A 25522-nucleotide genomic window follows, 5' to 3' on the forward strand; every position below is an offset into this window, starting at 1 on the left:
TGATCACCTACCCGTCCACGCACGGCGTCTATGAGCATGACATCGCCGAGATCTGCGCGGCCGTGCACGACGCCGGGGGCCAGGTGTACGTCGACGGCGCCAACCTCAACGCGTTGGTCGGGCTGGCCCGGCCGGGGAAGTTCGGTGGTGACGTCAGCCACCTGAATCTGCACAAGACGTTCTGCATTCCGCACGGCGGCGGTGGACCCGGCGTCGGGCCGGTGGCGGTGCGTTCGCATCTGGCGCCGTTCCTGCCCGGGCACCCGCACGCTCCCGAATTGCCGCAGGGCGATCCCGTGTCGGCGGCGCCCTATGGGTCGGCCTCGATCCTGCCGATCAGCTGGGCCTACATCAGGATGATGGGCGCCGAAGGATTGCGTGCGGCCTCGCTGACCGCGATCACCTCGGCGAACTACATCGCCCGCCGCCTCGACGAGTACTTTCCGGTGCTCTACACCGGCGACAACGGGATGGTCGCGCACGAATGCATCCTGGATCTGCGCGGCATCACCAAGTCCACCGGAGTGACCGTCGACGATGTGGCAAAGCGATTGGCGGACTACGGTTTTCACGCTCCGACCATGAGCTTCCCGGTCGCCGGCACGCTGATGGTGGAGCCTACCGAGAGCGAGAGCCTGACCGAGGTCGACGCGTTCTGTGACGCCATGATCGCCATCCGCCGCGAAATCGATCGGGTGGGTGCGGGGGAGTGGCCCGCCGACGACAACCCGCTGCGGGGCGCACCGCACACAGCCGAGTGCCTGGTGGTCAGCGACTGGGATCACCCCTACACCCGGGAACAGGCGGCCTATCCGCTGGGCAAGGAGTTCCGGCCCAAGGTGTGGCCGCCAGTGCGTCGCATCGACGGCGCTTACGGCGACCGCAATCTGGTCTGCTCGTGCCCGCCGGTGGAGGCGTATGCGTAACCCGGCCCGGCAGTGAGCTGAGCACACCCGCTCGCGACGAGCCGAGCCGGTCCGGTCGGCGGTCAGCCGAAGCGCTCGATGATCGCCGCGGCGATCCGCTCGGGCGCATCCTCCTGGATGAAGTGCTTGGCGTCGGGCAGCTCGACAAGGACGTGATCCGGAAACGTCCGGCGCATCCGCGGGATCGTCGGGCCCGGCCTGAATGCGAAATCCTTCATCCCCCACACCAATAGGGCCGGCTTGGCACCCAGCTTGGCCGGCACCTCCCGGGCGAGCCGTGCCAGCAGCGGATGGGCGGCCAGGATTTGCTTGGGCAACTCGGCCACGCCTTTGCGCGCCTCCGCACTGGGCTGCACGGCCCGGTAGTGCTCCATCACCGCCGCGCTCGGCCGTCGCTGTGTCCCTGCAGGGATCAGTCGTTCGACGAAGAAATTGCGGCGCAGGATGGCGTATTGCATCGGGGGACTGGACATGATCCGGCTGAACGCCTTTGTCGAGAGCGTGTCCGCCGGCCAGAACCAGGTGTTGCCCAAAACGATGCCGCGCACCCGGTCGGCACGCTCCACGGCGACCGCCATGCTGACGGGTCCGCCCCAGTCCTGGCCCATCGTCAGATAGTCGTCAAGCCCGAGATGATCTACCAACTCGCCGACCACCTGGGCGTGCCCGTCGACCTGGTAGCCGAAGTCCGCGGGTCGCTCCGAGAGCCCGAAGCCGAGGTAATCCGGCGCGATGCAACGGAACCGGTCGCGCAACGCCACGATGATGTTGCGGTACAGGAAACTCCAGGTCGGATTGCCGTGGCACAACAGGATTGGCGGGCCGTCGCCCTCATCGACGTAGTGAACGCGTCCGCGCGAGCTGTCGAACCAGCGCGACTGAAACGGATAAAGCTGGGGATCCGGGGCGAAGTCGATGCTCATCGCGCTCCTTACGGGTCACCTCGTAGCCGGCGTCAGCTCACAAAGGTATTGACCGCCGTCGCGAGGTCGGGGGACGCCGAAGTCGCGAGGTTCTGATAACTACCGCCGCTGATTTGGGCGACCGCTTCCCAGGTCGCCCGGTCCGGGTCGGCACCGAAATCAATGACATTGACCGCGATGGGTTTGGCCGGGTCAGTACTCTTGCGGATGAAATCCTGCAGCCCCGGCCCGTCCAAGGTCTGGTCGGTGTGTGGCCCGGCGGTGATCACCAAGATCGAATTGTTTTGGCCGGCATGATAATTGGCCTGCGCCTCTTGGTAGAGCAGCCGCAGCGTGGTGAACGACACCGCACCGCCGCCCGACGAATATTGCTTGTCCAGCGCGGCGGCCAGGGCCGCCGACCGCGGCTGGCCGTTGACCTGGTCGGAAAGCGGCCCGCCCGGCACTTCCGACCGGCCCTCGTGACCGTCGAAGGTCCACAGCCCCACCACCGCGGTGGGGGGCAGCGCTTTGATCTTGTCCTGCAGCGCGCCGACCACGTTGGCCAGCCGGGATTTTCCGCCTTCCTGGCCGGGCATCGACTGGTCGAGCATTATGGTGGTGGCCTGTCCGCTCGACGGGCTCGCCATGGCCTCGGCCAGGGTGGCGCGCATCGGGTCATCCCCGACCGACAGCGCGGCCGGCAGCGGCGGGAAATTCGTGACCGGGCTGCTGGGAGGTTTGACCCCGTTGACGCGGAAGCCCGCTTTCGCCAGCTTGGCCAGTTGGTCGGACTTGTGCATGAATCGCGCGAACTCGCTGGCCGCCGAGGCCTGTTCCCGGGTGAGCCAGGAACCGCTGAGCAGGACGGTGGGATAGTCGGCGACCGCGGCAGACCCCGGCGGAAGCCAGAATCCCAGATCGCCCTTGGCGTCCGGCAAAGTTTGGCCGCGCTGGAACAGTTGCTGTTCGGTGGTCACCACCGCGTGCACCGGCGCGGTCGCCGGGTCGCCAGGCTTCAGCAGTGCGTTCATCGCCTCTGTCAGCGAGTTGTCGGCCAGCTTGGGTTGTGCGCTCAGCAAGGTGCGTACCGCGCCGGTGCCCTGCGTCACCGGGGCGCCGGGCGGTACGGATGCGGCCGCCACCGCTTCACCGGCCAGAAACGCTGCGTCTCCGTTGCCGTTCATCGGCAGCGCCAAACGGAGCGACCCCCACGCGGGTAAGTTCAACCCGGCCAACGCATTCGGGTTGGTTTGCAGCCCGGGCAGCGCCGCCCAGTTCTGGTTGGCCAGGGCCGGCGCGAGTCCCGGGCGGATGGCCAGCAGCACCGGTGAGGTGACCAGCGAGTGGCTCTCGCTGATGGTTTTTTGGGCGGTGGCCCCGGCGAGGCGCGCGGCGGAAATCGAACTGCCCGGGATCCACAGCGCCGGCTGCCCGCCCAAATCCGCGGGCCACTTGCCGATGAAACCGTTGAGCACGGCGTCAGAACCGGCCGGCTTGACGCTTACCACCATGCAGTGATCGCCGATCGGCCCGGCCGACTTGTTGTAGCTTTCGGCCAATTGCTGCACGGAATCGGCGATCGAGGGATCGGCGACGACGGCCACCGTCTCCTGGCCTCCCACGCAACGGCCGGCCGCCGTGTGGGAACGCTTGGACAACGCGTCGCCGAAGAAACTCCACAGGATCACCGCCCCGACCACCACGACGACGGCGACCAGCGCCGCGATCACGCCGATGCTGACCCCGCGGCGACCGCCCTCACTGCGATGCCCGCCCCGCCAATCGGCCAGCCCACGATGCCCACCGCGGAACAGGGACGGTGATGAGGCGGGCGGCTCCAGGCTCGACGGCGCGGCCTGCCGGGACGGAAACTCCGGGTAATCGTCAGTGGCGCTGTCTACGTCGGAGTAGTAACCCTCTTCCGAATAATCGGGCTCATCCGAATAGTCACCCGAGTAGCGATCGGCTTCCTCGTCGCCGGCATCCCAGTACGGATGGCCCGCTTCGCCTCGGGACGGCTCGTCGACGACGTCGCGGCCAGATGGCTCGTCCAAGGAGTCGTCAGGGTCGGGCGCACTGTGCCTACCCATAGCAGTGCCCGCGGCCTCTCAGTCGATCCATCAGTCGATCCATCACATGAACTCGGCGCGGATTTTAGTCATCAGCGGCACTATGACACGTTCGAACCCGATTTGACCGCAGGCTCAATTCGACTGCGCGGCGCGTGCCTTCACCTCACGCCGACGGCGATGCAGGATCGGCTCGGTGTAACCGTTGGGCTGCTGCGTTCCGGTCAGGATCAAATCCTGGGCGGCGAGGAAGGCCACGCTGTCGTCGAAGTTGGGCGCCATCGGCAGGTACGCCGCATCCTTGGCGTTTTGCTCGTCGACCAGCGGCGCCATCCGCTCCAGGCTGGCCCGCACGTCCTCCTCGGTGATCACCCCGTGGCGCAGCCAGTTCGCCAGCAGCTGGCTCGAAATCCGCAGCGTGGCACGGTCTTCCATGAGCGCCACGTCGTGAATGTCGGGCACCTTCGAGCAGCCGACTCCCTGCGCGACCCAGCGCACCACGTAGCCCAGGATGGACTGGCAGTTGTTGTCGACCTCTTCGCGGATCTCCTCGGGAGCCCAGGCCAGTTCCTTGGCCAGCGGAATGGTCAGCAACTCGTCGATCGTGGTGCGCTTCTTGCCGGCGAGCTCCTCCTGCACGGCGCCCACGTCGACGTAGTGATAGTGCATCGCGTGCAGGGTGGCCGCCGTCGGCGAGGGCACCCACGCCGTGGTGGCACCCGCCTTGGGCTGACCGATCTTCTGCTCGACCATGTCGGCCATCAGCTCGGTCATCGCCCACATCCCCTTACCGATCTGGGCCTTGCCCTTGAAGCCGGCCGCCAGTCCGATGTCGACGTTGGCGTCCTCGTAGGCCTTGATCCAGGCGGTGCTCTTCATCGCGCCCTTGCGGATCATCGGACCGGCTTCCATCGACGTGTGGATCTCGTCGCCGGTGCGGTCCAGGAAACCGGTGTTGATGAACACCACCCGGTCGGCCGCGGCCTTGATGCAGGCCTTCAAGTTGACGGTGGTGCGCCGTTCTTCGTCCATGATGCCGACCTTGAGGGTGCCCTGCGGCAGGCCCAGCACGTCTTCGACGCGGCTGAACAGCTCGCAGGTGTAGGCGACCTCGTCGGGTCCGTGCATCTTGGGCTTGACGATGTAGATGGACCCGGTGCGGCTGTTGGCCAGCGGGCCGTTCGCCTCACCGGTCTTGAGGCCGTGGATCGCGGTCAGGCCGGTGAACAGCGCGTCCATGATGCCTTCGAACACCTCGTTGCCCTCGGCGTCCACGATCGCGTCGTTGGTCATCAGGTGACCGACGTTGCGCACGAACAGCAGGCTGCGGCCGGGCAGCGTCAGCTCACCCTCGCCGTCGGGTGTCTTGTAGGTGCGGTCCTCGTTGAGCACCCGGGTGAAGGTCTTGCCGTCCTTGTCGACCTCCTCGGACAGGTCGCCCCTGTTCAGGCCGAGCCAGTTGCGGTAGCCGAGCACCTTGTCGTCGGCGTCGACTGCGGCCACCGAGTCCTCGAAATCCATGATCGTGGTGACGGCCGATTCCAGGATCACATCCTTGATGCCTGCGGCGTCGGTCTTGCCGACCGGAGAGTCGGGGTCGATCAGGATCTCGATGTGCAGTCCGTGATTGGCCAGCAAGACCGACCAGTGGGGGGAGCCCAGTTCGCCGGTGTAGCCGGCGAACTTCTCCGGGCTGGCCAGGCCGACGGAACCGTCGGCGGTGGTGACCTTGAGCGCGCCCTCTTCGACACTGAGCCCCGTCGCGTCGGCCCACGACCCGGATTCCAGTGGCACCGCTTCGTCGAGGAACTTGCGAGCGTAGGCAATCACCTTGTCGCCGCGCACCTTGTTGTAGCTCGAGCCTTTTTCGGCGCCGTCATCCTCGGGAATGACGTCGGTGCCATAGAGGGCGTCGTACAGCGAGCCCCACCGGGCGTTGGCGGCGTTCAGCGCGAACCGGGCGTTGAGCACCGGCACCACCAACTGCGGGCCGGCGGTCGTGGTGATCTCGTCGTCGACGCCGGAGGTCGAGATGGTGAAGTCGTCAGGTTCGGGTAACAGATAGCCGATTTCGGTGAGGAATTCGCGGTACTCGTCGACGTCGAGCGGTGCGATGACGCGGTTTCGGTGCCACCTGTCGATCTGGGCCTGCAGGTCGTCGCGCCGCTTCAGCAAATCCTGGTTCTGCGGGGTGAGGTCGGTGACCACCTTGTCGACGCCTGCCCAGAAACTATCCGGGTCGATGTCGGTGCCGGGCAACGCCTCGTTGTTCACGAAGTCGTAGAGCACTTTGGCGACGCGCAAGTTCCCCGCCGACACGCGATCAGTCATGATTCTCCTCCGTCACGGGCCGCCCTGGACCATCGTCGGGCCAGATTGGCAATGTCATAAGCCTACCGAGCGCAGCGCCCCGAGCGTTATTCGCCCGATCCGGCAGACGCAGGTCAGACCGCGCTGACAGCCCCAAGAATGACGCTGCGGCGAGTACCGGGAACTGGTTCCAGCAACGCATATTCGCGCGGCGGTCCTCTGCCCCCAGCACTTTCTTAACTGGTAGCCGTGAAAGATCATACGGCTGCGCATCGTCGCACCGGGCGGCCAGTATCGCTAGGCATCCCGCATGGTCCCGACGAGGTCTTCAACCAGGTCTTCCATCGCCACCATGGCCACCACGGCTCCACTTTCGTCGGTCACCAACGCGAGATGGCTGTTGCTGCGGCGCATCCGGGAGAGGGCATCGGCCAGCGGCAGCGATCTGGACAGCCGGGGCAGCGGCCGCACCATCGCCAGATCGATCACCGTCGCAGGATCGTCGTCGAGCGTGAGCACGTCCTTGATGTGCAGATATCCGAGGAAGCTGCCGCTGACGCTTGCCACCGGGAAACGTGAATAGCCAGTCTGGGCCAGGGCCTGCTCGACCGCCCCCACCGTCGGGCCCGAGCCCGCCGCGGCCACCGGCACCGCGTGCACGCTTTCGAGGGGGACGGCGACATCCCCGACCACCCGGTGGCGAATTTGCAGCGCCCTGGTGAGCCGGGTGCGTTCCTCGCGGTCCAGCAAGCCTTCTGACTCGGATTCGGCGATCATCTCGCTCAGTTCGACGGGGGAGACTGTGATCTCCAGCTCGTCTTTGGGTTCGACGCCGAACGCACGCACCACCACGTTGGCGCATTTGTTGTAGAACACGATGAACGGCCGGGCGGCGCGCACGTAGGCCAGGTACGGCGGGACGAGCAGCATCGCGGTGCGCTCCGGGCCGGCCAGTGCGATGTTCTTCGGCACCATCTCGCCCAGCAGCACGTGCAGCGTCACCACGATCACCAGCGCGATCGCGAACGACAGCGTGTGCAGCAGCGTCGGGTGAATTGCGGTCAGCCCCAACGCTGTTCGCAACAGATTGGACACCGCCGACTCGCCTATCCGCCCGAGCAGCAGTGACGCGGCCGTGACGCCCAACTGGGCGCCGGCCAGCATGGACGGCAGTTGCTCTCCGGCCCGGATGACCGTGACCGCAGCCGCTTTGCCCTGTTCGGCGAGCGCCTCGAGACGGTCGCGCCGCGCCGAGATCAGCGAGAACTCGGCCCCGACGAAGAATGCGTTGACCCCGATCAGAAAGCACGCCAGCAGTAGGCTTATGGCGTCGCTCATCGGTGGCTCCCCGCCGCGGAAACCTGGCCGTGACCGCTTAATTCGTTGAGTTCGAGCAGGTCGATCCGGCGACCGTCCATCCGGATCACCGTTGCCTGCCAGCATGTCACCGCGTCCAGCAGACCGTCGGCGTCCAGCGTGGGCAGCTTGACCGTGTCCCCGGCCACCGGAATGTGACCGATCTCGCGCAGCACCAGGCCGCCGATCGTCTCATAGGGGCCTTCCGGCGCCCGAAAACCGGTGGCGGCGGCCACCTCATCGATGCGCAGCAGACCAGACACCCGCCAGCCGGTGCCGGCGGGCACCACGTCCGGAGTCGCGTCGTCGTGCTCGTCGCGGACATCGCCGACGATCTCTTCGATCAGGTCCTCGACGGTCACCATGCCCGCGGTGCCGCCGTACTCGTCGACGACCAGCGCGGTTTGCAGGCTGTTGGCCCGAATCTCGGCCATCACCGCGTCGCCGTCCAGCGTTGACGGCACCACCGGCACGGGTTGCGCCACCGTGATCAGCCGGGTGTACGCACGCGCGGCCCGCGGAATGGCGAACACCTGCTTGACGTGCACGATGCCGACCGTCTCGTCGAGGTCACCGTCGACGATGGGGAAGCGGGAGAACCCGGAGTCGGCAGCCGCGGTCACCAGGTCGGCGACCGTATCGTCGGTCTGCAACGCCACGATCTTGGAGCGCGGCGTCATCAGCTCCTCGGCGCTCAGGGCTCCGAACTGCAGCGATCGCCGCACCAGCGCCGCTGTGGCTGCGTCCAGGGCGCCGCTGCGCGCCGACGAGCGCACCAACGACAACAGCTCTTGCGGCGACCGGGCCGACCGGAGTTCTTCTGCGGGTTCGACTCCCAGCCGGCGAACGATCCAGTTGGCCGCGCCGTTGGTCAGCCGGATCGCCGGGGTGAGCAGCAGCGAGAACAACAGCTGGACGCTGACGACGGCACGGGCCGTGGACAGGGGCCGGGCCACCGCCAGGTATTTCGGGACGAGCTCGCCGAACACCATCGATATCGACGTCACGATCACCAGCACCAGGAACGCCATGACCGCGTCACCGACCTGGTCGGAAATGCCGATGGCGTCCAGCCACGGATGTGGCAAGTCCTCCACCATCGGATCGGTCAGGTAACCGGCCGCCAGCGTGGTGGCCGAGATGCCCAGCTGAGCACCGGACAGTTGAAACGACAGCCGGTGGTGTGCGCGGCGGATCCAGCGGTCGCGGCGTCCGCCGCCGCGGGCGTTCGCCTCGACGGCGCTGCGGTCCAAAGTGGTCAGCGAGAATTCCGCGGCGACGAAGATGGCGTTGCCGAAGATGAGTACCGCGATCGCCACAACGCTGATCACGGCGGCGGTGACGTTCATGAACTATGCCGCCGGACGGCTGAGGGCGAAGGCTTGATGCGCAGCGCGGGCGCCGGGGGAGGCTCCGTTTCGGGCGGCTCATCGGACGGCCCGTGCGCCCGCAAGCCGATGGCCTGCGCGGGTGCCTGCGGCACGTCGATCCTTTCGCTGCCTGGTAGCCGAGCGGACGTGGACTGCTTCCGCCTTTGCTGTTTTATGCTAGCCCGGGCCGCGGCCAAGCGACGCCGCCCGCCGGTCGCGCCCCCGAATCGGCCACCACCCCGAGCCAAGTATGGGTTGCCTACCCTTACTCAGGTAGGCTCCGCACACTATGCCCGACGCTTTGACGCCGTCCATTCCTGTTCTGCCACGCGAACGCTTCGACATCTCCGATGAGGTGGCACGCATTCCCCGGCCGCCGGCGCCGACCCTGGATCCGCCCTTCGCCATCCGGGTGGCGCGGCTCGAGGACGCGGACATGGTGGCCGAGTGGATGAACCGCCCGCATTTGGCCAAGACTTGGGAATACGACTGGCCGGTGCCGCGGTGGCGGCAGCACCTGAGCGCTCAGCTGGATGGCACGTATTCCCTGCCATTGCTGGGCAGCATCCGGGGCACAGATTGCGCCTACTTCGAATTATACTGGGGCGCAAAGGATTTGATTTCCCGCCATTACGACGCAGAGCCCTTCGACCTGGGGTTGCACGCCGCGATCGCCGACCTGAAACTGGTGAACCGGGGCCTGGGGCCGATGCTCTTGCCCCGGATCGTGGCCAGCATCTTTTCGCTGGAACCGCGGTGTCGCCGGGTCATGTTCGATCCCGATCACCGCAACACCACCGCGCGCAGGTTGTGCGAGTACGCCGGCTGCAAGTTCCTCGGCGAACATGACACGACGAACCGGCGCATGGCGCTCTACACGTTGGAAGCCCCGACCAGCGACTCGTAACCGTGGTAATCGGGCGTCATCCCGTCCGCCTTGTCACCAACCCTGCGGCAGCGGATGCCCTTCGGCGAAGCCCGCGGTCGATTGCACCCCGACCACCACCCGTTCGTACAACTGGGCAAGGTCGGCGGCACCGACATACGTGCAGGTGCTGCGCACGCCCGAGGTGATGTGATCGAGCAGATCCTCGACACCGCCGCGGGCCGGATCCAGACCCATCCGCGACGTCGAAATACCTTCCTCGAACAGCGCCTTGCGGGCACGGTCGAACGCAGTCTCCGCGCCGCTGCGTGCCACCACGGCCCGTTTGGACGCCATGCCGTAGCTCTCCTTGTACGGCTGGTCGTCCCGGTCGCGCATCAGGTCGCCGGGCGACTCGTAAGTGCCGGCGAACCACGACCCGATCATCACGTTGGATGCCCCGGCGACCAGCGCCAGCGCCACGTCCCGCGGGTGCCGGATGCCGCCGTCGGCCCACACGTGCCCGCCCAATTCCCTTGCCGCCGAGGCACATTCGACGACTGCTGAGAATTGCGGGCGGCCGACACCGGTCATCATCCGGGTGGTGCACATCGCGCCCGGTCCGACGCCGACCTTGACGATGTCCGCCCCGGCGCCCAGCAGATCGCGGGTGCCTTCCGCCGAGACCACGTTGCCCGCCACCAGCGGCACACCCAGCTGCAGTCCCGCGACGGTTTTGATCGCCTCGAGCGTCTTGACCTGATGCCCGTGCGCCGTGTCGATCACCAACACGTCGATACCGGCCTCGACCAGCGATCGTGCCTTGGCTCCGACGTCGCCGTTGATGCCGACGGCCGCGCCCACCCGCAGCCGGCCGTGCACGTCCACCGCCGGGGTGTACAGTCCGGCGCGGATGGCGCCGGTGCGGGTCAACACCCCGGCCAGCGTGCCGTCGGCGTTCGTCATCACCGCGACACCGATGGGCGCCTGCTCGAGCAGATCGAAAACCTTGCGCGGCTCGGTGCCGACCGGAGCGCTGACGAAGTCGGTGATCGCGACGTCGCGCACCCGGGTGAAGCGATCCACGCCCAGGCACGACGATTCGCTCACCAGACCGAGGGGACGGCCCTCGAAGGCCACCACCGCGACGCCGTGCGCACGCTTGTGGATCAGTGCCGTCGCGTCGGACACCGAATCGTCGGGCCCGAGCACCACTGGGGTGTCGAGAACCAGGTCGCGGCTCTTGACGAACTCCACGGTCTGTTGCACCACGGTGATCGGGAGGTCCTGCGGCAGGATCACCAGGCCGCCGCGCCGCGCTACCGTCTCAGCCATCCGACGCCCCGCCACCGCGGTCATGTTGGCCACCACCACCGGAATCGTGGTGCCCGAGCCGTCGCCGGTGGACAGGTCGACGTCAAAGCGCGACGCAACCTCCGAACGGTTCGGCATCACGAACACGTCGTTGTAGGTCAAGTCGTATCCGGGCCGGTGCCCGTCGAGAAACCTCATCGCAGTCGCCCCACCAACTCAAGCCCCCTTCAAAACCGTCTGATGTGCCCGGCTACGCGGGCACCTCGGTGCGATCTCCGCTCCACAGGGTGTGGAAGCGCTTGTCCGGGTCCTCATCGATGCGGCCGTAGGTGTGTGCGCCGAAGTAGTCCCGCAAGCCCTGGGTGAGGGCAGCGGGCAACCGCTCGGTGCGCAGTGCGTCGTAGTAGGACAGCGCCGAAGAGAAGCCCGGTATTGGGATGCCCAGTTCGGTGGCCTTCACCACGACGCGACGCCAGCTGTCGATCGAATCTTCGATGGCGCTGCGGAAGTAGGGGGCCACGAGCAGGCTCGGCAGGTCGGCGTCGTCGTCGAAGGCCTCTTTGATGCGGTTGAGGAATTTGGCCCGGATGATGCAGCCGCCGCGCCAGATCGTCGCCATGTCGCCGGGGGTGATGCCCCAGTCGTATTCGGCGCTGCCCGCCTGGATCTGGTTGAAGCCCTGTGCGTAGGCGATGATCTTCGAGGCGTACAGCGCCTTGCTCACATCGTGGATGAACTGGGTTGCGTCGCTGGGCTTTTCGCCGAGCCGACCGGAGACCAGGCCGGTGGTGGCCTTGCGCTGGGCGACCGAGCCGGACAGGGCGCGGGCGAACACCGCCTCGGCGATACCGGTTACCGGCACGCCGAGGTCGAGCGCCGACTTCACCGTCCAGCGGCCGGTGCCCTTCTGCTCGGCCTCGTCGAGGATCAGGTCCACCAGCGGCTTGCCGGTCTTGGCGTCTGTTTGGCGCAGCACCTCCGCGGTGATCTCGATCAGGAAGCTGTCCAGGTCGCCCTTGTTCCACTCGGCGAACACGTCGGCGAGCTCGGGCGCGGTCTTGCCCAGGCCGTCGCGCAACAGCTGGTACGCCTCGCCGATCAGCTGCATGTCGGAATACTCGATTCCGTTGTGCACCATCTTGACGAAGTGGCCGGCGCCGTCGGGACCGATGTGGGTGCAGCACGGTACGCCGTCGACGTGTGCGGAGATCTCCTCGAGCAGCGGGCCGAGCGACTTGTACGACTCGGCCGGGCCCCCGGGCATGATCGACGGGCCGTTGAGCGCCCCTTCTTCACCGCCGGAGATCCCGGCGCCGACGAAGTGCAGGCCGCGCTCGCGCATCGCTTTCTCGCGGCGGATGGTGTCGGTGTAGAGGGCGTTGCCGCCGTCGATGATGATGTCGCCCTCTTCCATGGCGTCGGCGAGTTCGTTGATCACCGCATCGGTCGGGTCGCCGGCCTTGACCATAATGAGCACCCGCCGCGGCTTTTCCAGTGCGTCCAAGAATTCCGCGATGGTCTCCGAGCGCACGAACTTGCCCTCGTCACCGTGTTCCTTGAGCAGCGCATCGGTTTTGGCGATCGAGCGGTTGTGCAGCGCCACGGTGTAGCCGTGCCGGGCGAAGTTGCGGGCGATGTTAGAACCCATCACGGCCAGCCCCGTGACGCCGATCTGCGCGGTGCCGGTCTTGGGATCCGAGTGAGTGTCCGACATGTTTTCGCCTCTCAATTCGGAGAATATTTCGTCAAAAGCTTTCGGTGACACTGTGGCACAGCGAACAGTTCAGCGCCCGGGGTGATCGGTTCTCGACGGTGTCAGAAGTTGAACAAGCGTTCCAGTTCGGTGAGCCATGGCACGGCCAGCGCGACGGTGGGCACCACGAATACCGCCGCCGCGGCCAGGTATGCGGTCGCCGACAGCAGCGGGCTGTTGCCGCGTCCGCCTAGCCGGCGCACCCGCAGCACCGTGCTGGGGCCGCTGGCTGCCAGCGCGCCCGACGGGGCCCGCCCCGATGCGCACGCAACCAGGGCGCGGGCCAGGGGAGCGCGACCCGCGGCGCGCACGGCGGCGTCGTCGGCGAGCAGCTCGACGAGGAGCTGGACCGCGCCGAGCGCGTTGGCGCTGCGGACCAGCCGGGGGAATGCCGCGTGCACGGCCGTGAAGGCTTCCAGCACCAGGTCGTGCCGCGCCCGCAGATGGGCGCGCTCGTGGGTGAGGATCGCCTCCACTTCGGCGTCGGCCAGCGTGCTCAACGTTCCTTCGCTGACCACCACCCGGCTGCGCACGCCCGGCAGGCAGTAGGCGAGCGGTTGCGGAACGTCCAATACGCGGAGATCGCGTGTGCGCGCGCAGGGCTGGGACAGCGCCGCCCCGTGGCCGACTCCGACCAGGTCTACCACCATTCGGTGGTGGGCTCGTCTTTTCCGGTTGGCGATGGCCACCCGAATGACGGCAACCATCAGTCGGGCCCCGACCAGCACGGTCAGCGTGAATACGCCGATGTATGCCGCCCACAGCGGCCATCCGAGACGGTCAGCGGCGCCGACGATGCTGGCCGTGGGCCGCCCGTCGCGGCCGGGCATGAGCAAACGGGTGGCGATGGCGATACCGGCGCTGAACGCCGACAGCACCGCGGCCAGCGCGACGGCTTGCCACAGCACCATGGCGGCGCGGGGAGCGCGCAGCGGCCAGTGCGCGCGTGCCAACATGGCCGGCGCCGGGCCGGCTAGCAGCACCGCGAGGATGGTGAAAGCCAGCGCGGACACACTAGTAGTGTCCCTCAGCCCTCCGGGGCAGCGCCAGCAGATGGCGAGTTATTGCGTTGATTGGCTTCCAGTTCGGCCAGAGCACGCCGAAGCGCCTCCGCCTCGTCGGCACCGACACGCTCGACGAAGTGCACCAGCGCGGCCTGTCTGCCCCCGGAATCTTCGGCCTGGGCCAGCGCGTCCACCATGAGCCCGGCGACCAGCTCGTCGCGGCCATGCACGGGTGCGTACCGGTGTGCCCGGTCGTCGCGGATCTGGGAGACCAGGTTTTTCTTGGCCAACCGTTGCAGCACGGTCATGATCGTGGTGTAGGCAAGATCGCGCTGCGCCGACAAGGCCTCGTGGACCTGGCGGACGGTCTGCGGCTCGGGCGTGGACCACAGATGGTCCATGACGGCCCGTTCCAGATCCCCCAGCCGTGTCAGTTTGGCCATAGTTCGTCATCTCCTGAACGTCGAAACTAGCGTACTCCGGGTTACTACCGGCGGTCGTACGGAAAGCTGACAAAAGACTGTGTCGGCCGGCCGTCCGCGCCCCCACCGCGAACACAAAGAACAATACCCCTTGCGAACTTAGGGCAGCCTTCCCTATGCTGATCGAGTCGAGCGATAACGGACCGTGTGAGAGTCCTGAGGGCTGCAGCGACCCCCGGTCTACTCGATCGGCGAGCCCCGTGCCACTGGCACGGGGCTCAGCCGTTTTTCAAGCCATTACGCCGCGAGCGGGTTCAGCCGAGCGATGGTGTAGACACATGGACGTGCCAGAGCCGCAGAAAACGATCCTCCCGCCGGACTTCTCCGCGCCGTTCGACCGCGAAATCGGGCTGCAATTCACCGAACTCAGCCCCGACGGGGCCCGCGCCCAGCTCGAGGTGACGCCCAAGCTGTTGCAACCGATGGGTCTGGTACACGGCGGCGTTTACTGCTCGATGATCGAAAGCATGGCCAGCGTGGCCGCCTACACCTGGTTGGCCACCCGCGGCGGCGGAAATGTGGTGGGCGTCAACAACAACACCGACTTTCTGCGCTCCATCGGCTCGGGCATGGTCTACGGCAGCGTCGAGCCGATTCACCGCGGCCGCAGCCAGCAACTGTGGTTGGTCACCATCACCGACAGCGACGACCGGGTGATCGCCCGCGGTCAGGTGCGACTGCAAAACCTCGAACTACGCGAAGGCTGACGGCGGCCGCGCACGGCAGGTTGACCGGCTAGCTGGCTCGCCTGGCGGGCCGCTTCGTTTCCGCGGCGACCACCGCCAACTGTTCGAGCCGGGTGCGGGCGAACGCCTGCTGCTCGGTGATGGTGAGCTGACCCCGTCGGGTGCTCAGGAACGTCACCGTCCAGGACAGCAGCGTGCTGATCTTGGTCTTGAACCCGACCAGGTAGACCAGGTGCAGGACCAGCCAGGCGAACCAGGCGAACAAACCACTGAACTCGACCGGGCCGATCTTGGCCACCGCGGAAAACCGCGACACCGTGGCCATGGAGCCTTTGTCGAAGTACTGGAAGGGTTCCCGGTCGGCAGGGTTGGCGCCGCCGAGCTCCGCCTTGATCGTGCTGGCGACATACTTGGCGCCCTGAATGGCACCCTGCGCGACGCCCGGCACTCCTTCGACGGCGGCCAGATCACCGATGACGAACACGTTGGGGTGGCCGGGAACGGACAGGTCCGGTAGCACCTTGACGCGGCCGGCGCGGTCCAGTTCGACGGATGACTGATCGGCCAAGTCGCGGCCCAGCGGGCTGGCTGAAACGCCGGCAGACCATACCTTGCAAGCAGATTCGATACGCCTGATGGTGCCGTCGGAGTCCTTGACGGTGATCCCGTTGCGGTCGACGTCGGTGACCATCGCCCCCAGCTGGATCTCCACGCCCATCTTCTCCAGCCGGGCCGCCGCGCGCTGACCCAGCTTCTCGCCGAATGGCGGCAACACGGCCGGAGCGGCATCGAGCAGGATCACCCGCGCCTTCGTCGAATCGATATGCCGGAACGAACCTTTCAACGTGTACGTCGCCAATTCCGCTATCTGCCCGGCCATTTCGACGCCGGTGGGGCCGGCGCCGATCACGGTGAACGTCAGCAGCTTGGCTCGCCGTTCCGGATCACGAGAACGCTCGGCCTGTTCGAACGCACTCAAGATCCGCCCCCGCACCTCGAGTGCATCGTCGATCGACTTCATGCCCGGTGCGAACTCGGCGAAATGGTCGTTACCGAAATACGACTGGCCGGCGCCGGCGGCGATAATCAAGCTGTCGTAAGGCGTTTCGTAGGTGTGTCCCAGCAAGTCCGACACCACGTACTTGCCGTCCAGATCGATATGGGTGACGTCCCCGAGCAACACCTGGACGTTGCGCTGTCTGCGCAGCACCACCCGGGTGGGCGGTGCGATGTCGCCTTCGGACACAATGCCCGTCGCCACTTGGTACAGCAACGGCTGGAACAGGTGGTGCGTGGTACGGGCGATCAGTTTGATGTCGACGTTGGCGTGCTTGAGCTTCTTGGCCGCGTTCAGTCCGCCGAACCCGGAGCCGATGATGACGACCTGGTGACGACGCTCCGGTCCAGCTGTGGTTCCTGGCTGGGGGCTCATGTTTCCGCTGCTCCTGACGAGGGCTTCTGGACGCGCGACTGCGATCAGTTACCACGCTAGTCAGGCGAATACCCCCAAACCTAACTGGCAACATGTGTAATCAAACACATCGCCAGTATCACTGCTGGTCGCTCGACGTGATTCTGGTCATGCCCGCGCGCGACCTGTTTGCCGTGACGTGAAAGGCCTGGACAGGCTACAGACCTACGAGCGGGCGCAGCGCTTCACCGGCCGCCTGGACGACGCCGGGTGTGTAGAAAGGCAAGTTGATGATCACGCTGTCGACGCCCGCGTCGATCACCTTCGTTTTGATCTGATCGGCGACCGAATCCGGGGTGCCGGCCACCATGCGCTGCGTCATCTCCGCGGGAACCTGGTCGGGCTTGGCATTCTCGTCGATCAGCACGGTGATGAGCGTGCTGGTTTCCAGGGTGGCGGGGTCACGGCCCACCGCGTCGCAGGACCGGCGCACCGCGTCCAGCTTGCCGGCCAGCTCGTCGAAGCCCGCGATCACGTTGAGGTGGTCGAAATGCCGTGCGGCAAGCGGGATTGTCTTCTTCTCGCCGCTACCGCCGATCATCAGCGGAATGCGGTCGCGGAAGCGGGGGTTGGCGAACGCCTCGCTGGTTTGGTACCACTTGCCCGAGAAGGTGGCCCGCTCGCCCCTGATCATCGGCAGAATGATCTGCAGGGCCTCGTCGAGCCGGTTGAACCTGTCGGTGAAGGTGCCGAATTCGAAGCCCAACTGATCGTGCTCGAGCTCGAACCACCCGGTACCGATCCCCAAGATCGCTCGGCCCTGGCTTACCACGTCAAGCGTGGTGATGGTCTTCGCGAGCAGCGCGGGGTTTCGATAGGTATTGCCGGTCACCAAGGTGCCCAGCTGGACCCGCTCGGTCGCGGTGGCCAGCGCCGCCAAGGCGGTGTATGCCTCCAGCATCGGCTGATCGGGCGATCCCAACATCGGTAGTTGGTAGAAGTGGTCCATCACGAAAACCGAGTCGAATCCGGCGGATTCGGCCTCTTGGGCTTGGGCGATGACAGTGGGGAAGAGTTGCTCAACCCCGGTGCCGTAGGAGAAGTTGGGGATCTGCAGACCGAGTCGAATAGCCACGAGAATCACCGTAGCCATCGGCCCGGTCTGGGAGAAGGGCGGGCAACGGGTGCGCGTTACGCCTCAGGCGAAACGGGCCAGCGCGCCGTGGCTCACGTGCAACGTCTGGCCGGTGATGTGGCGAGCCGCTGACGTGGTCAAGAACAGCGCCAACCGGGCGGCCTCCGCGGCCACCGGCGCCGGTGTGCGGGACAGCCCGTCGTAGCCGGCCTCGGCGCTGCGTCCGCCCGCCACGACGTTGACCGTGATCCCGCGGGTGCCGAAAATGCTTGCCTGCCCGGCAGTCCAGCTCGCCAGCGTCGCCTTGATAGCGGCGTCGACGCTGCCGGCCGGCGGGTTCTCGGGCACCAGACTGATGATGGAGCCGCCCGAGCGCAGGTGATCGCCCACGGTCTGCACGGTCAACACCGCCGAAAGCACCGTGGCGTCAAGGGCATGGCGCCAGGCGTCGGCCGTGTCGGCGATCGAGTAGGTGCGCGGGTCGCCGGCTTCCCAGATGGGTGCCGGCACGTTGACGATGGTGTCCAGATGATGGGGGAACAGCGGACGCGCCTCTTCCAGGCTGACCGGGTCGGTGGTGTCGCAGACGATCGCCTCGACCTCTAGTTCCTTGGCGGCGACCTCCAGGTCGCTCTTGCGTGCGCCCACGAGGGTCACTTTGTGGCCGTCATCGCGGAAGCCCTCGGCCACCGTGCGCCCCAGTTCTGTGTCTCCGCCGGTAACCAGCACCTCCACTGCCATGCCCTCCTCGTGTTCACGCGCGTTATGGCATTGATCCGCACGTATGTTACTGGACAGTAGCTACTCGGCGAAACTTTCACCGACGCGACGCGCGGATCATTTGGGTAACTATTCCGACGTCACTTGCTTGCGGCGATTCAACCGCGAGCGGACCGCATCATCGGCGGGCTAGGGTGCATCCATGCGTCGGATCGGGATCCTGGCCGGTGTGGTTTCGACGATGCTGATGGTGGGCCTGATCGGGTGCAGTTCGAAGTCACCCTCAGCCGGCCAGGCGTCGGGCAAGGTTGTGGTGTTCGCGGCGGCGTCGCTCAAGCAGGCGTTCACCCAGATCGGCCAGCAGTTCAAGACCCAAAACCAGGGCGCCGGCGTCGAATTCGAGTTCGCCGGCTCGTCCGACCTGGCGACTCAGTTGACGCAAGGCGCTACGGCCGACGTCTTCGCCTCGGCCGACACCGCCCAGATGGACATCGTCAGTAAGGCCGGCTTGTTGACCGGCGACCCGACGAACTTCGCCGCCAATACGTTGGTCATCGTCACCGCGCCGGGCAACCCGAAGAAGATCGGATCCTTCGCCGATCTGGCCAAGCCCGGCCTCAACGTGGTGATCTGCCAGCAGCCGGTGCCGTGCGGGGCGGCGACCCACCGCGTCGAGGACAGCACCGGCGTGCGGATCAATCCGGTCAGCGAGGAACTCAGCGTGACCGATGCCCTCAACAAGGTCACCAGTGGGCAGGCCGACGCCGCACTGGTCTATGTCACCGACGCCAAGACCGCTGGCAGCAAAGTCGCGACCGTGAACTTCCCGGAGGCCGCAAGCGCGGTGAATGTCTATCCCATCGGCGTGCTGAACAAGGCGCCGCTTCCCAGCCAGGCGCACAAGTTCGTCGACCTGGTGACCTCTCCGACCGGGCAGCAAATCCTGGCCCAGGCCGGCTTCGCGAAACCCTGAGCGCCGCCCGTGCAACGGCCGATCGATCTGCCCCGCTGGGTGTACGTGCCGGCGGCGGTAGGGACCGTCTTCGTGGTGCTGCCGTTACTGGCGATCGCGGTAAAGGTCGACTGGCCGCATTTCTGGTCGCTGATCACCAGTTCGTCGTCACGGACCGCGTTGCTGCTCAGCCTGAAGACCGCCGCCGCCAGCACGGTGCTGTGCGTCGTTGCCGGGGTGCCTATGGCATTGGTGTTGGCGCGCAGCACGGCGCGGCTGATCCGGTTGCTCCGGCCGCTGATCCTGCTGCCCCTGGTGCTGCCGCCGGTGGTGGGCGGAATCGCGCTGTTGTACGCCTTCGGCAGGCTTGGATTGCTCGGCCGGTATCTGGAAGCCGCCGGCGTCAGCATCGCGTTCAGCACCACCGCCGTGGTGCTGGCCCAGACCTTCGTCTCCCTTCCGTTCCTGGTGATCTCGCTCGAGGGCGCCGCGCGTACCGCGGGGGCCGATTTCGAGTTGGTGGCCGCGACTTTGGGTGCACGCCCCAGCATCGTCTGGTGGCGTGTCACCCTGCCGCTGCTGTTGCCGGCCGTGGCGTCGGGGGCGGTGCTGGCCTTCGCCCGCTCGCTGGGCGAGTTCGGCGCCACACTGACGTTCGCCGGGTCCCGGCGGGGGGTGACCCGCACGCTGCCGCTGGAGATCTACCTGCAACGGGTGACCGACGCCGACGCCGCGGTGGCGCTGTCGATCCTGCTGGTGGTGGTGGCGGCGCTGGTGGTGCTGGGGTTGGGCGCTCGCCGGCTGACCGGGACCGACAGCAGGTAACCGTGAGCGAACTCCAGCTGCGCGCGGTCGTCGCGGATCGTCACGTGGACGTGGAGTTCTGTGTATCCGCGGGCGAAGTGCTCGCAGTCCTCGGTCCCAATGGCGCGGGCAAATCGACCGTCCTGCACGTCATCGCGGGGCTACTTCGACCCGACCGCGGGATGGTGCGGCTGGGGAATCGGGTCCTGACCGACACCGCAGCCGGGATAAATGTGGCGACCCACGACCGCCGGGTCGGCCTGCTGCTGCAAGAGGCATTGCTGTTCCCGCACCTGAGCGTGGCGGCCAATGTGGCCTTCGGCCCGCACAGTCGGCGACCGAGATTGCGCTCGGCTCGTGCCGCCGAATCGGCGACGGCACTGCGTTGGCTGCGCGAGGTGGACGCCGAGCGCTTTGCCGAGCGGAAACCGCGTCAGCTCTCCGGCGGGCAGGCCCAGCGGGTGGCGATCGCCCGCGCGCTGGCGGCTGAACCCGACGTGCTGTTGCTCGACGAGCCGTTGGCCGGGCTCGACGTCGCAGCGGCGGCGGCGATCCGGGCGGTGTTACGCAAGGTCATCACTCGTATCGGCTGTGCCGCGGTCCTGGTCACCCACGACCTGCTGGACGTGTTCACGCTGGCCGATCGCGTCCTGGTGCTCGAGGCCGGCAAGATCGCCGAAAGCGGCCCGGTGCCCGACGTTCTCACCGCGCCGCGCAGTCATTTCGGCGCCCGCATCGCGGGGATCAACCTGGTAAACGGGACTGTCGACCGCGACGGCTTGCTGCACGCAAGCTCCGGCGAGCGCTGGTATGCCACCCCGTTGGCGACTGACCAACCGTTCCCTTCCGGGTGTCGTGCGATAGCGGTGTTCCCGCCGACGGCGGTAGCCGTCTACCGCGACCAGCCGCACGGCAGCCCCCGCAATACCGTCGAGGTCACCGTGGCGGAGATGGATATCCGTGGGCCGGCGGTGTTGGTGCGTGGGGCCCAGCAACCCGACGGTGCGCCCGGCCTGGCCGCCGAGATCACCGTCGATGCCGCTTCGGAGCTGCTGTTGGCACCTGGCGATCGGGTGTGGTTTTCGGTGAAGGCCCACGAAGTGACACTGCATCCAGTTGCGCGGTGAGCCACTCCTTTCCCCGCGTCGGGCGGGCGGGAGAAGATTGCACATTGGCAACATCGGTAAATCCGCGCTGCATTAGTCGCAAAGCATCCTTGCGTCACAGCGGTAACACGGTAGGTTCGTCGCCATGGAGCAGGTGGATCCGACCTCGACCCGTCGCAAAGGACTGTGGACGACGCTGGCGATCACCACGGTGACCGGAGCCAGCGTCCTCGCAATCGCGTTCCCGGCAACCTCGAACGCCGATCCCGAGGTGCCGACCCCGGTCCCGCCAAGCCCGGTCGCAGCCCCGCCCGGTGCGCCGAACGCCCCGGCGCCGAACGGGCAACCGGCACCGGGTGATCCCAACGCGGCCCCACCGCCGGCCGGCCAGGCGCCGAACGCGGCCCCACCGCCGCCCGGCCAGGCCCCGAATGTGGTACCGCCGCCACCGGTGGACCCCAACGCGCCACCGCCGCCACCGGCTGACCCGAATGCCGGCCGGATCACCAACGCTGTCGGGGGATTCAGCTACGTCCTGCCCGGCGGCTGGGTCGAGTCGGACGCTTCGCACCTCGATTACGGTTCGGCACTGTTGAGCAAGGTCACCGGCCCGCCGCCGATGCCCGACCAACCGCCGGCGGTGGCCAACGACACCCGCATCGTGATGGGCCGCCTGGACCAAAAGCTCTACGCCAGTGCGGAAGCCAACAATGCCAAGGCCGCGGTGCGGCTGGGGTCGGACATGGGCGAGTTCTTCATGCCCTATCCCGGAACTCGCGTCAATCAGGACAGCACCCCGCTCAACGGCAGCAATGGGAGCACCGGCAGCGCGTCGTATTACGAGGTCAAGTTCAGCGATGCGTCCAAGCCGAACGGCCAGATCTGGACGGGCGTAATCGGTTCGGCTAACGGCGGGACCGCCCAACGCTGGTTTGTGGTGTGGCTCGGCACCTCGAACGACCCGGTAGACCGGGGCGCGGCCAAGGCGCTCACCGAGTCGATTCAGGCGTGGACACCGACCGCGGCACCTGCACCGGCTCCAGGAGCCCCGCCGGCTCCGGGCGCACCGGCACCCGCAGCACCAGCGGCACCGGGAGCACCTGCAGCCCCTGCGGCTCCGCCGGCCCCGGGAGCGCCGGCGCCCGCAGCCCCGCCGGCTCCGGGCGCACCCGCGGCTCCACCGGCGCCCGCAGCACCAGCGGCCCCGGGAGCGCCTGCGCCGGTTCCGGGTGGCGCGCCGGCTTCCGGAGTCAGCCCGACGCCCACACCCGCACCGCAGCAGACCCTCTCGGCCTGAGCGCACCGATCTTTCGGCGCTTCCCAAAACTGAAACCGATTGGTCAACCGTCTCCAATTCGGCACTCATTTCGTGACCCAAACCGGGTATACCGAAGTGACGGCCCAGCAACTAGCTGGGCTTTGCCAGCGATTGCAAGGAGACCCGCATGAACGTCATGGCAGCTACCGAATTCCTGGCCCGCTCCACCACGATGACGAGCGTCGGCTGGATCGGTTACATCATCATCGGTGGTCTGGCTGGAGCGCTCGCCAGCAGGATCATCCGGGGCAGCGGCGCCGGCATTGTGATGGACATCGTGATCGGCATCGTCGGCGCGTTGATCGGCGGCTTCATCTTGAGCTTCTTCGTCAACACCGCGGGCGGCGGGATCATCTTCACCTTCTTCACCGCACTTCTCGGGGCATTGCTCCTGCTCTGGGTCGTCGGCATGGTGCGCAGGACGTAATCGGGGTAACCCGTTGCGGCCGTGGTGGTTAGCGGCATGATGGATTGATGCCTCCACCGGTGACCACCACGGCAATGCGCGCCTGGCGGGTGCGCCGGCCCGGGCCTATGGCCACCTCTCCGCTGGAGGAAGTGGCCACCGAGGTGCCCCGTCCCGGGCCGACTGAATTGCTGGTGGCCGTGCGCGCGTGTGGGGTCTGCCGCACCGACCTGCACGTCACCGAAGGCGACCTTCCCGTTCACCGCGACCGGGTCACGCCCGGTCATGAGGTGGTCGGCGAGGTCATTGAGATGGGGGCTGAGGCCGGCGACGAGTTCCGGGTGGGGGACCGGGTCGGTATCGCCTGGCTGCGGCACACCTGCGGAGTGTGCAAGTACTGCCGTCGCGGCGACGAGAACCTTTGCCCGCAATCCCGCTACACAGGCTGGGATGCCGACGGCGGATACGCCGAATTCGCCACCGTCCCGGCCGCTTTCGCGCACCCTCTACCGAGCGGCTACAGCGACAGCGAACTGGCCCCGTTGTTGTGTGCGGGCATCATCGGGTACCGCTCGCTGCTGCGCGCGGACCTGCCGCCCGGTGGGCGTCTGGGTCTCTACGGGTTCGGCGGCAGCGCGCACATCACCGCGCAGGTGGCCTTGGCGCAAGGCGCCGAGGTGCACGTGATGACACGCGGAGCCCAGGCCCGTGAGCTGGCCATGCAACTGGGCGCCGCATCGGCGCAGGGTGCGGCCGACCCGCCGCCCGTCCCGCTGGATGCGGCGATCCTCTTCGCCCCGGTCGGTGATCTGGTGCCGCCCGCGCTGGAAGCGCTGGACCGCGGCGGCACCCTGGCGATCGCCGGAATCCACCTCTCCGATATCCCGACCCTGAACTACCAGCGTCACCTGTTCCAGGAACGCCAGGTCCGATCGGTCACCTCGAACACCCGAGCCGACGCGCGGGCGTTCCTGGACTTTGCCGGTAAGCACCACATCGAGGTGACGACCCCGGAATACCCGCTCGGACAAGCCGATCGGGCGTTGGCGGATCTGAGTGCCGGCCGCATCGCAGGTGCGGCGGTGCTGCTGGTGTGACCGGTGTCAGGTGGACAGGTGCCACACCAGGGCGGCGGCCAGTGCGCCGAGCCCGTTCAATGACCAGTGCAGGGCGATCGGCGCGATCAGACTGCCGCTGCGGCGACGCAGCCAGCTGAAGACGAATCCGGCGGCCCCGGTGGCCAGCACCGCCCCGGTCACGCCCGCCATCATGCCCACGATCCCGCCGCCGAACAGCCGGGTGAAACCGACGTTGCTGCTGGTCAACCCGAACGATGTGGCGACGTGCCATAGCCCGAACAGCAGCGAGCCCGCCAGCGCGACACCGCGAAAGCCCCAGGCCCGATGGAGTGCGCCGTGCAGGACGCCCCGGAAGGCGAGTTCCTCGGGGATGACGGTCTGCAGCGGGATCACGACCATCGAGGCGATCATCGCGCCGGAGATCGTGGCGTAGCGGTTGTTCATGAACATCGGCCGGGTCGCCGGGAACAACACGCCTAGCGCGATCACCGATGCCACGACGGTCACGGCGCCCAGCGCGTAACCAATGCCGGGCTTCCAGTGTTCGCGGCCCAGGCCGAGGTCCACCCAGCCCAAACCGCGGCAGCGCATCAAGATGACCAATCCGACGGCCGCGGCCGGGACGGTGGCGATGCTCGCCCAAGGCGTGGTGAAGTGCGCGATCAGGTTGGTCAGCACCAGCACCACGACGACGACGGCGATGTCGAGGTGGATCCGGAATCGGTGCAACGCCGAGAGCTGGGACACCGCGGGGTGAATATCGGCTGTCCCGGTGGCGTCAAGCATTCGACCAGTTTACCGGCGCCAGCCGGCCGCGCCGGATTGCTCCCGTCACTCGCCCGCCTGCGTCACTCGCTCGTCTCCCAGGTCCAGCCGGAGATCTTCGGGTCGTCCTCGCCGTGCTCGCGGGTGTACAGCCGCGCGGCCAGGCGGGCGTCAACCATCCGCTGCCGCAGCATGGCGGCGCGACTGGCCAGCCCGTCGACCCGGTCGATGACATCGATGACCAGGTGGAAGCGGTCCAGATCGTTGAGCATCACCATGTCGAACGGCGTCGTCGTGGTGCCGCGCTCCTTGAAGCCGCGCACGTGCAGGTGGGCGTGATTGGTGCGGCTGTAGGTGAGCCGATGGATCAGCCAGGGGTAGCCGTGATAGGCGAAGATGACCGGCCTGTCGCGGGTGAACAGCGCATCGAACTCGCGGTCCGGCAGCCCGTGCGGGTGCTCGGAATCCGGCTGCAACCGCATCAGGTCGACGATGTTGATCACCCGCACGCCCAGCTCCGGCAGCTCTTTGCGCAAAATGTCGGCGGCGGCCAGCGTCTCGAGCGTCGGGATGTCCCCGGCACAGGCCAGCACCACATCGGGCTCGTCGGTCGCCGTGCTCGCCCACGGCCAGATGCCCAGGCCGCGGGTGCAGTGCGCGATGGCTTCGTCCATGTCGAGGTAAGCCAGCGCGGGCTGCTTGCCCGCGACGATGACGTTGATGTAGTCGCGGCTGCGCAGGCAGTGATCGGCGACCGAGAGCAGCGTGTTCCCGTCCGGCGGCAGG

The 25522-nt window shown here is 67.1% G+C and carries 21 protein-coding genes and 2 pseudogenes; 9 read left to right on the plus strand and 14 right to left on the minus strand.

Going from position 1 to position 25522, the window contains the following annotated elements:
* Nucleotides 1–926 (plus strand): annotated as a pseudogene (locus A5625_RS20845) (glycine dehydrogenase (aminomethyl-transferring)); the annotation flags it as partial.
* Nucleotides 927–988: 62 nt separating this feature from the next.
* Here A5625_RS20845 and A5625_RS20850 read toward each other — a convergent pair.
* From A5625_RS20850 to A5625_RS20870, 5 genes are all read right to left on the minus strand, one after another.
* The gene (locus tag A5625_RS20850) at nt 989–1849 is read right to left on the minus strand and encodes a haloalkane dehalogenase (protein ID WP_066998355.1); all 861 of its coding nucleotides are present in this window, start codon (nt 1847–1849) and stop codon (nt 989–991) included.
* Nucleotides 1850–1881: 32 nt separating this feature from the next.
* The gene (locus A5625_RS20855; protein WP_066998358.1) at nt 1882–3921 is read right to left on the minus strand and encodes a substrate-binding domain-containing protein; all 2040 of its coding nucleotides are present in this window, start codon (nt 3919–3921) and stop codon (nt 1882–1884) included.
* 114 nt (nt 3922–4035) lie between these two features.
* A complete protein-coding gene (locus tag A5625_RS20860; RefSeq protein WP_066998361.1) occupies nt 4036–6231 on the minus strand; it encodes a malate synthase G in 2196 nt (731 codons plus the stop codon).
* 276 nt (nt 6232–6507) lie between these two features.
* Nucleotides 6508–7548, minus strand: coding sequence for a hemolysin family protein (locus tag A5625_RS20865; RefSeq protein ID WP_066998364.1), 1041 nt, complete (start codon nt 7546–7548; stop codon nt 6508–6510).
* On the minus strand, nt 7545–8915 hold the full coding sequence (locus A5625_RS20870; RefSeq protein ID WP_066998367.1) for a hemolysin family protein: 1371 nt from the start codon (nt 8913–8915) through the stop codon (nt 7545–7547). Before A5625_RS20870 ends, A5625_RS20865 begins: the two co-directional genes overlap by 4 nt.
* 310 nt (nt 8916–9225) lie before the next feature.
* On the opposite strand from A5625_RS20870, the gene A5625_RS20875 reads away from it, so the two are divergent.
* Nucleotides 9226–9843: a GNAT family N-acetyltransferase gene (locus A5625_RS20875; RefSeq protein ID WP_066998370.1), complete on the plus strand. Its 618-nt coding sequence runs from the start codon at nt 9226–9228 to the stop codon at nt 9841–9843.
* Nucleotides 9844–9876: 33 nt separating this feature from the next.
* Here the strand turns inward: A5625_RS20875 and A5625_RS20880 are convergent, their stop codons facing one another.
* The 4 genes from A5625_RS20880 to A5625_RS20895 form a co-directional block, all read right to left on the minus strand.
* On the minus strand, nt 9877–11313 hold the full coding sequence (locus tag A5625_RS20880) for a GuaB1 family IMP dehydrogenase-related protein (RefSeq protein ID WP_066998373.1): 1437 nt from the start codon (nt 11311–11313) through the stop codon (nt 9877–9879).
* Nucleotides 11314–11365: 52 nt separating this feature from the next.
* Nucleotides 11366–12829 (minus strand): NADP-dependent phosphogluconate dehydrogenase, encoded by a 1464-nt coding sequence (gndA, locus tag A5625_RS20885; RefSeq protein WP_066998375.1) that lies wholly within the window; start codon nt 12827–12829, stop codon nt 11366–11368.
* A gap of 101 nt (nt 12830–12930) precedes the next feature.
* Nucleotides 12931–13881: a M56 family metallopeptidase gene (locus A5625_RS20890; protein ID WP_066998378.1), complete on the minus strand. Its 951-nt coding sequence runs from the start codon at nt 13879–13881 to the stop codon at nt 12931–12933.
* Nucleotides 13882–13895: 14 nt separating this feature from the next.
* Nucleotides 13896–14315 carry a BlaI/MecI/CopY family transcriptional regulator gene (locus A5625_RS20895; protein ID WP_007771350.1) on the minus strand — a complete coding sequence of 140 codons (420 nt, stop codon included), beginning with the start codon at nt 14313–14315 and terminating at the stop codon, nt 13896–13898.
* 317 nt (nt 14316–14632) lie between these two features.
* Between A5625_RS20895 and A5625_RS20900 the strand changes: the two genes are divergently transcribed.
* Nucleotides 14633–15061, plus strand: coding sequence for a PaaI family thioesterase (locus A5625_RS20900; protein WP_369830030.1), 429 nt, complete (start codon nt 14633–14635; stop codon nt 15059–15061).
* Nucleotides 15062–15089: 28 nt separating this feature from the next.
* Here A5625_RS20900 and A5625_RS20905 read toward each other — a convergent pair whose 3' ends face one another.
* From A5625_RS20905 to A5625_RS20915, 3 genes are all read right to left on the minus strand, one after another.
* On the minus strand, nt 15090–16472 hold the full coding sequence (locus tag A5625_RS20905; protein ID WP_066998381.1) for an NAD(P)/FAD-dependent oxidoreductase: 1383 nt from the start codon (nt 16470–16472) through the stop codon (nt 15090–15092).
* Between the two features lie 196 nt (nt 16473–16668).
* Nucleotides 16669–17586, minus strand: a complete 918-nt coding sequence (locus A5625_RS20910) for an LLM class F420-dependent oxidoreductase (protein WP_066998396.1) — start codon at nt 17584–17586, stop codon at nt 16669–16671.
* A 63-nt stretch (nt 17587–17649) separates the two neighbouring features.
* Nucleotides 17650–18327: an SDR family oxidoreductase gene (locus A5625_RS20915; RefSeq protein ID WP_066998382.1), complete on the minus strand. Its 678-nt coding sequence runs from the start codon at nt 18325–18327 to the stop codon at nt 17650–17652.
* Between the two features lie 181 nt (nt 18328–18508).
* Between A5625_RS20915 and modA the strand changes: the two genes are divergently transcribed.
* The 6 genes from modA (at nt 18509) to A5625_RS20945 (ending at nt 23989) form a co-directional block, all read left to right on the plus strand.
* Nucleotides 18509–19279 carry a molybdate ABC transporter substrate-binding protein gene (modA, locus tag A5625_RS20920; RefSeq protein WP_066998384.1) on the plus strand — a complete coding sequence of 257 codons (771 nt, stop codon included), beginning with the start codon at nt 18509–18511 and terminating at the stop codon, nt 19277–19279.
* Nucleotides 19280–19288: 9 nt separating this feature from the next.
* The gene (locus A5625_RS20925; RefSeq protein WP_156748419.1) at nt 19289–20083 is read left to right on the plus strand and encodes an ABC transporter permease; all 795 of its coding nucleotides are present in this window, start codon (nt 19289–19291) and stop codon (nt 20081–20083) included.
* Nucleotides 20084–20085: 2 nt separating this feature from the next.
* Nucleotides 20086–21189, plus strand: coding sequence for a sulfate/molybdate ABC transporter ATP-binding protein (locus tag A5625_RS20930; RefSeq protein ID WP_066998385.1), 1104 nt, complete (start codon nt 20086–20088; stop codon nt 21187–21189).
* A 124-nt stretch (nt 21190–21313) separates the two neighbouring features.
* On the plus strand, nt 21314–22465 hold the full coding sequence (locus tag A5625_RS20935) for an alanine and proline-rich secreted protein Apa (protein ID WP_066998386.1): 1152 nt from the start codon (nt 21314–21316) through the stop codon (nt 22463–22465).
* Nucleotides 22466–22613: 148 nt separating this feature from the next.
* Nucleotides 22614–22913, plus strand: coding sequence for a GlsB/YeaQ/YmgE family stress response membrane protein (locus A5625_RS20940; protein WP_066998387.1), 300 nt, complete (start codon nt 22614–22616; stop codon nt 22911–22913).
* 47 nt (nt 22914–22960) lie between these two features.
* Nucleotides 22961–23989, plus strand: a complete 1029-nt coding sequence (locus A5625_RS20945) for a zinc-binding alcohol dehydrogenase family protein (protein WP_066998388.1) — start codon at nt 22961–22963, stop codon at nt 23987–23989.
* A gap of 6 nt (nt 23990–23995) precedes the next feature.
* Here A5625_RS20945 and A5625_RS20950 read toward each other — a convergent pair whose 3' ends face one another.
* On the minus strand, nt 23996–24757 hold the full coding sequence (locus A5625_RS20950; protein WP_066998390.1) for a CPBP family intramembrane glutamic endopeptidase: 762 nt from the start codon (nt 24755–24757) through the stop codon (nt 23996–23998).
* 62 nt (nt 24758–24819) lie between these two features.
* Nucleotides 24820–25522, minus strand: a pseudogene (locus tag A5625_RS20955) (phosphoketolase); the annotation flags it as partial.

The sequence above is a fragment of the Mycobacterium sp. 1465703.0 genome (assembly GCF_001672975.1).
GTDB lineage: Bacteria > Actinomycetota > Actinomycetes > Mycobacteriales > Mycobacteriaceae > Mycobacterium.

Coding starts and splice junctions, on each gene's coding strand:
- A5625_RS20855 (WP_066998358.1), bottom strand. CDS start 3,921: ATGGGTAGGCACAGTGCGCCCGACCCTGACGACTCCTTGGACGAGCCA.
- A5625_RS20935 (WP_066998386.1), top strand. CDS start 21,314: ATGGAGCAGGTGGATCCGACCTCGACCCGTCGCAAAGGACTGTGGACG.
- modA (WP_066998384.1), top strand. CDS start 18,509: ATGCGTCGGATCGGGATCCTGGCCGGTGTGGTTTCGACGATGCTGATG.
- A5625_RS20940 (WP_066998387.1), top strand. CDS start 22,614: ATGAACGTCATGGCAGCTACCGAATTCCTGGCCCGCTCCACCACGATG.
- A5625_RS20860 (WP_066998361.1), bottom strand. CDS start 6,231: ATGACTGATCGCGTGTCGGCGGGGAACTTGCGCGTCGCCAAAGTGCTC.
- A5625_RS20870 (WP_066998367.1), bottom strand. CDS start 8,915: ATGAACGTCACCGCCGCCGTGATCAGCGTTGTGGCGATCGCGGTACTC.
- A5625_RS20905 (WP_066998381.1), bottom strand. CDS start 16,472: ATGAGCCCCCAGCCAGGAACCACAGCTGGACCGGAGCGTCGTCACCAG.
- A5625_RS20865 (WP_066998364.1), bottom strand. CDS start 7,548: ATGAGCGACGCCATAAGCCTACTGCTGGCGTGCTTTCTGATCGGGGTC.
- A5625_RS20880 (WP_066998373.1), bottom strand. CDS start 11,313: ATGAGGTTTCTCGACGGGCACCGGCCCGGATACGACTTGACCTACAAC.
- A5625_RS20850 (WP_066998355.1), bottom strand. CDS start 1,849: ATGAGCATCGACTTCGCCCCGGATCCCCAGCTTTATCCGTTTCAGTCG.
- A5625_RS20915 (WP_066998382.1), bottom strand. CDS start 18,327: ATGGCAGTGGAGGTGCTGGTTACCGGCGGAGACACAGAACTGGGGCGC.
- A5625_RS20895 (WP_007771350.1), bottom strand. CDS start 14,315: ATGGCCAAACTGACACGGCTGGGGGATCTGGAACGGGCCGTCATGGAC.
- A5625_RS20945 (WP_066998388.1), top strand. CDS start 22,961: ATGCCTCCACCGGTGACCACCACGGCAATGCGCGCCTGGCGGGTGCGC.
- A5625_RS20950 (WP_066998390.1), bottom strand. CDS start 24,757: ATGCTTGACGCCACCGGGACAGCCGATATTCACCCCGCGGTGTCCCAG.
- gndA (WP_066998375.1), bottom strand. CDS start 12,829: ATGTCGGACACTCACTCGGATCCCAAGACCGGCACCGCGCAGATCGGC.
- A5625_RS20875 (WP_066998370.1), top strand. CDS start 9,226: ATGCCCGACGCTTTGACGCCGTCCATTCCTGTTCTGCCACGCGAACGC.
- A5625_RS20900 (WP_369830030.1), top strand. CDS start 14,633: ATGGACGTGCCAGAGCCGCAGAAAACGATCCTCCCGCCGGACTTCTCC.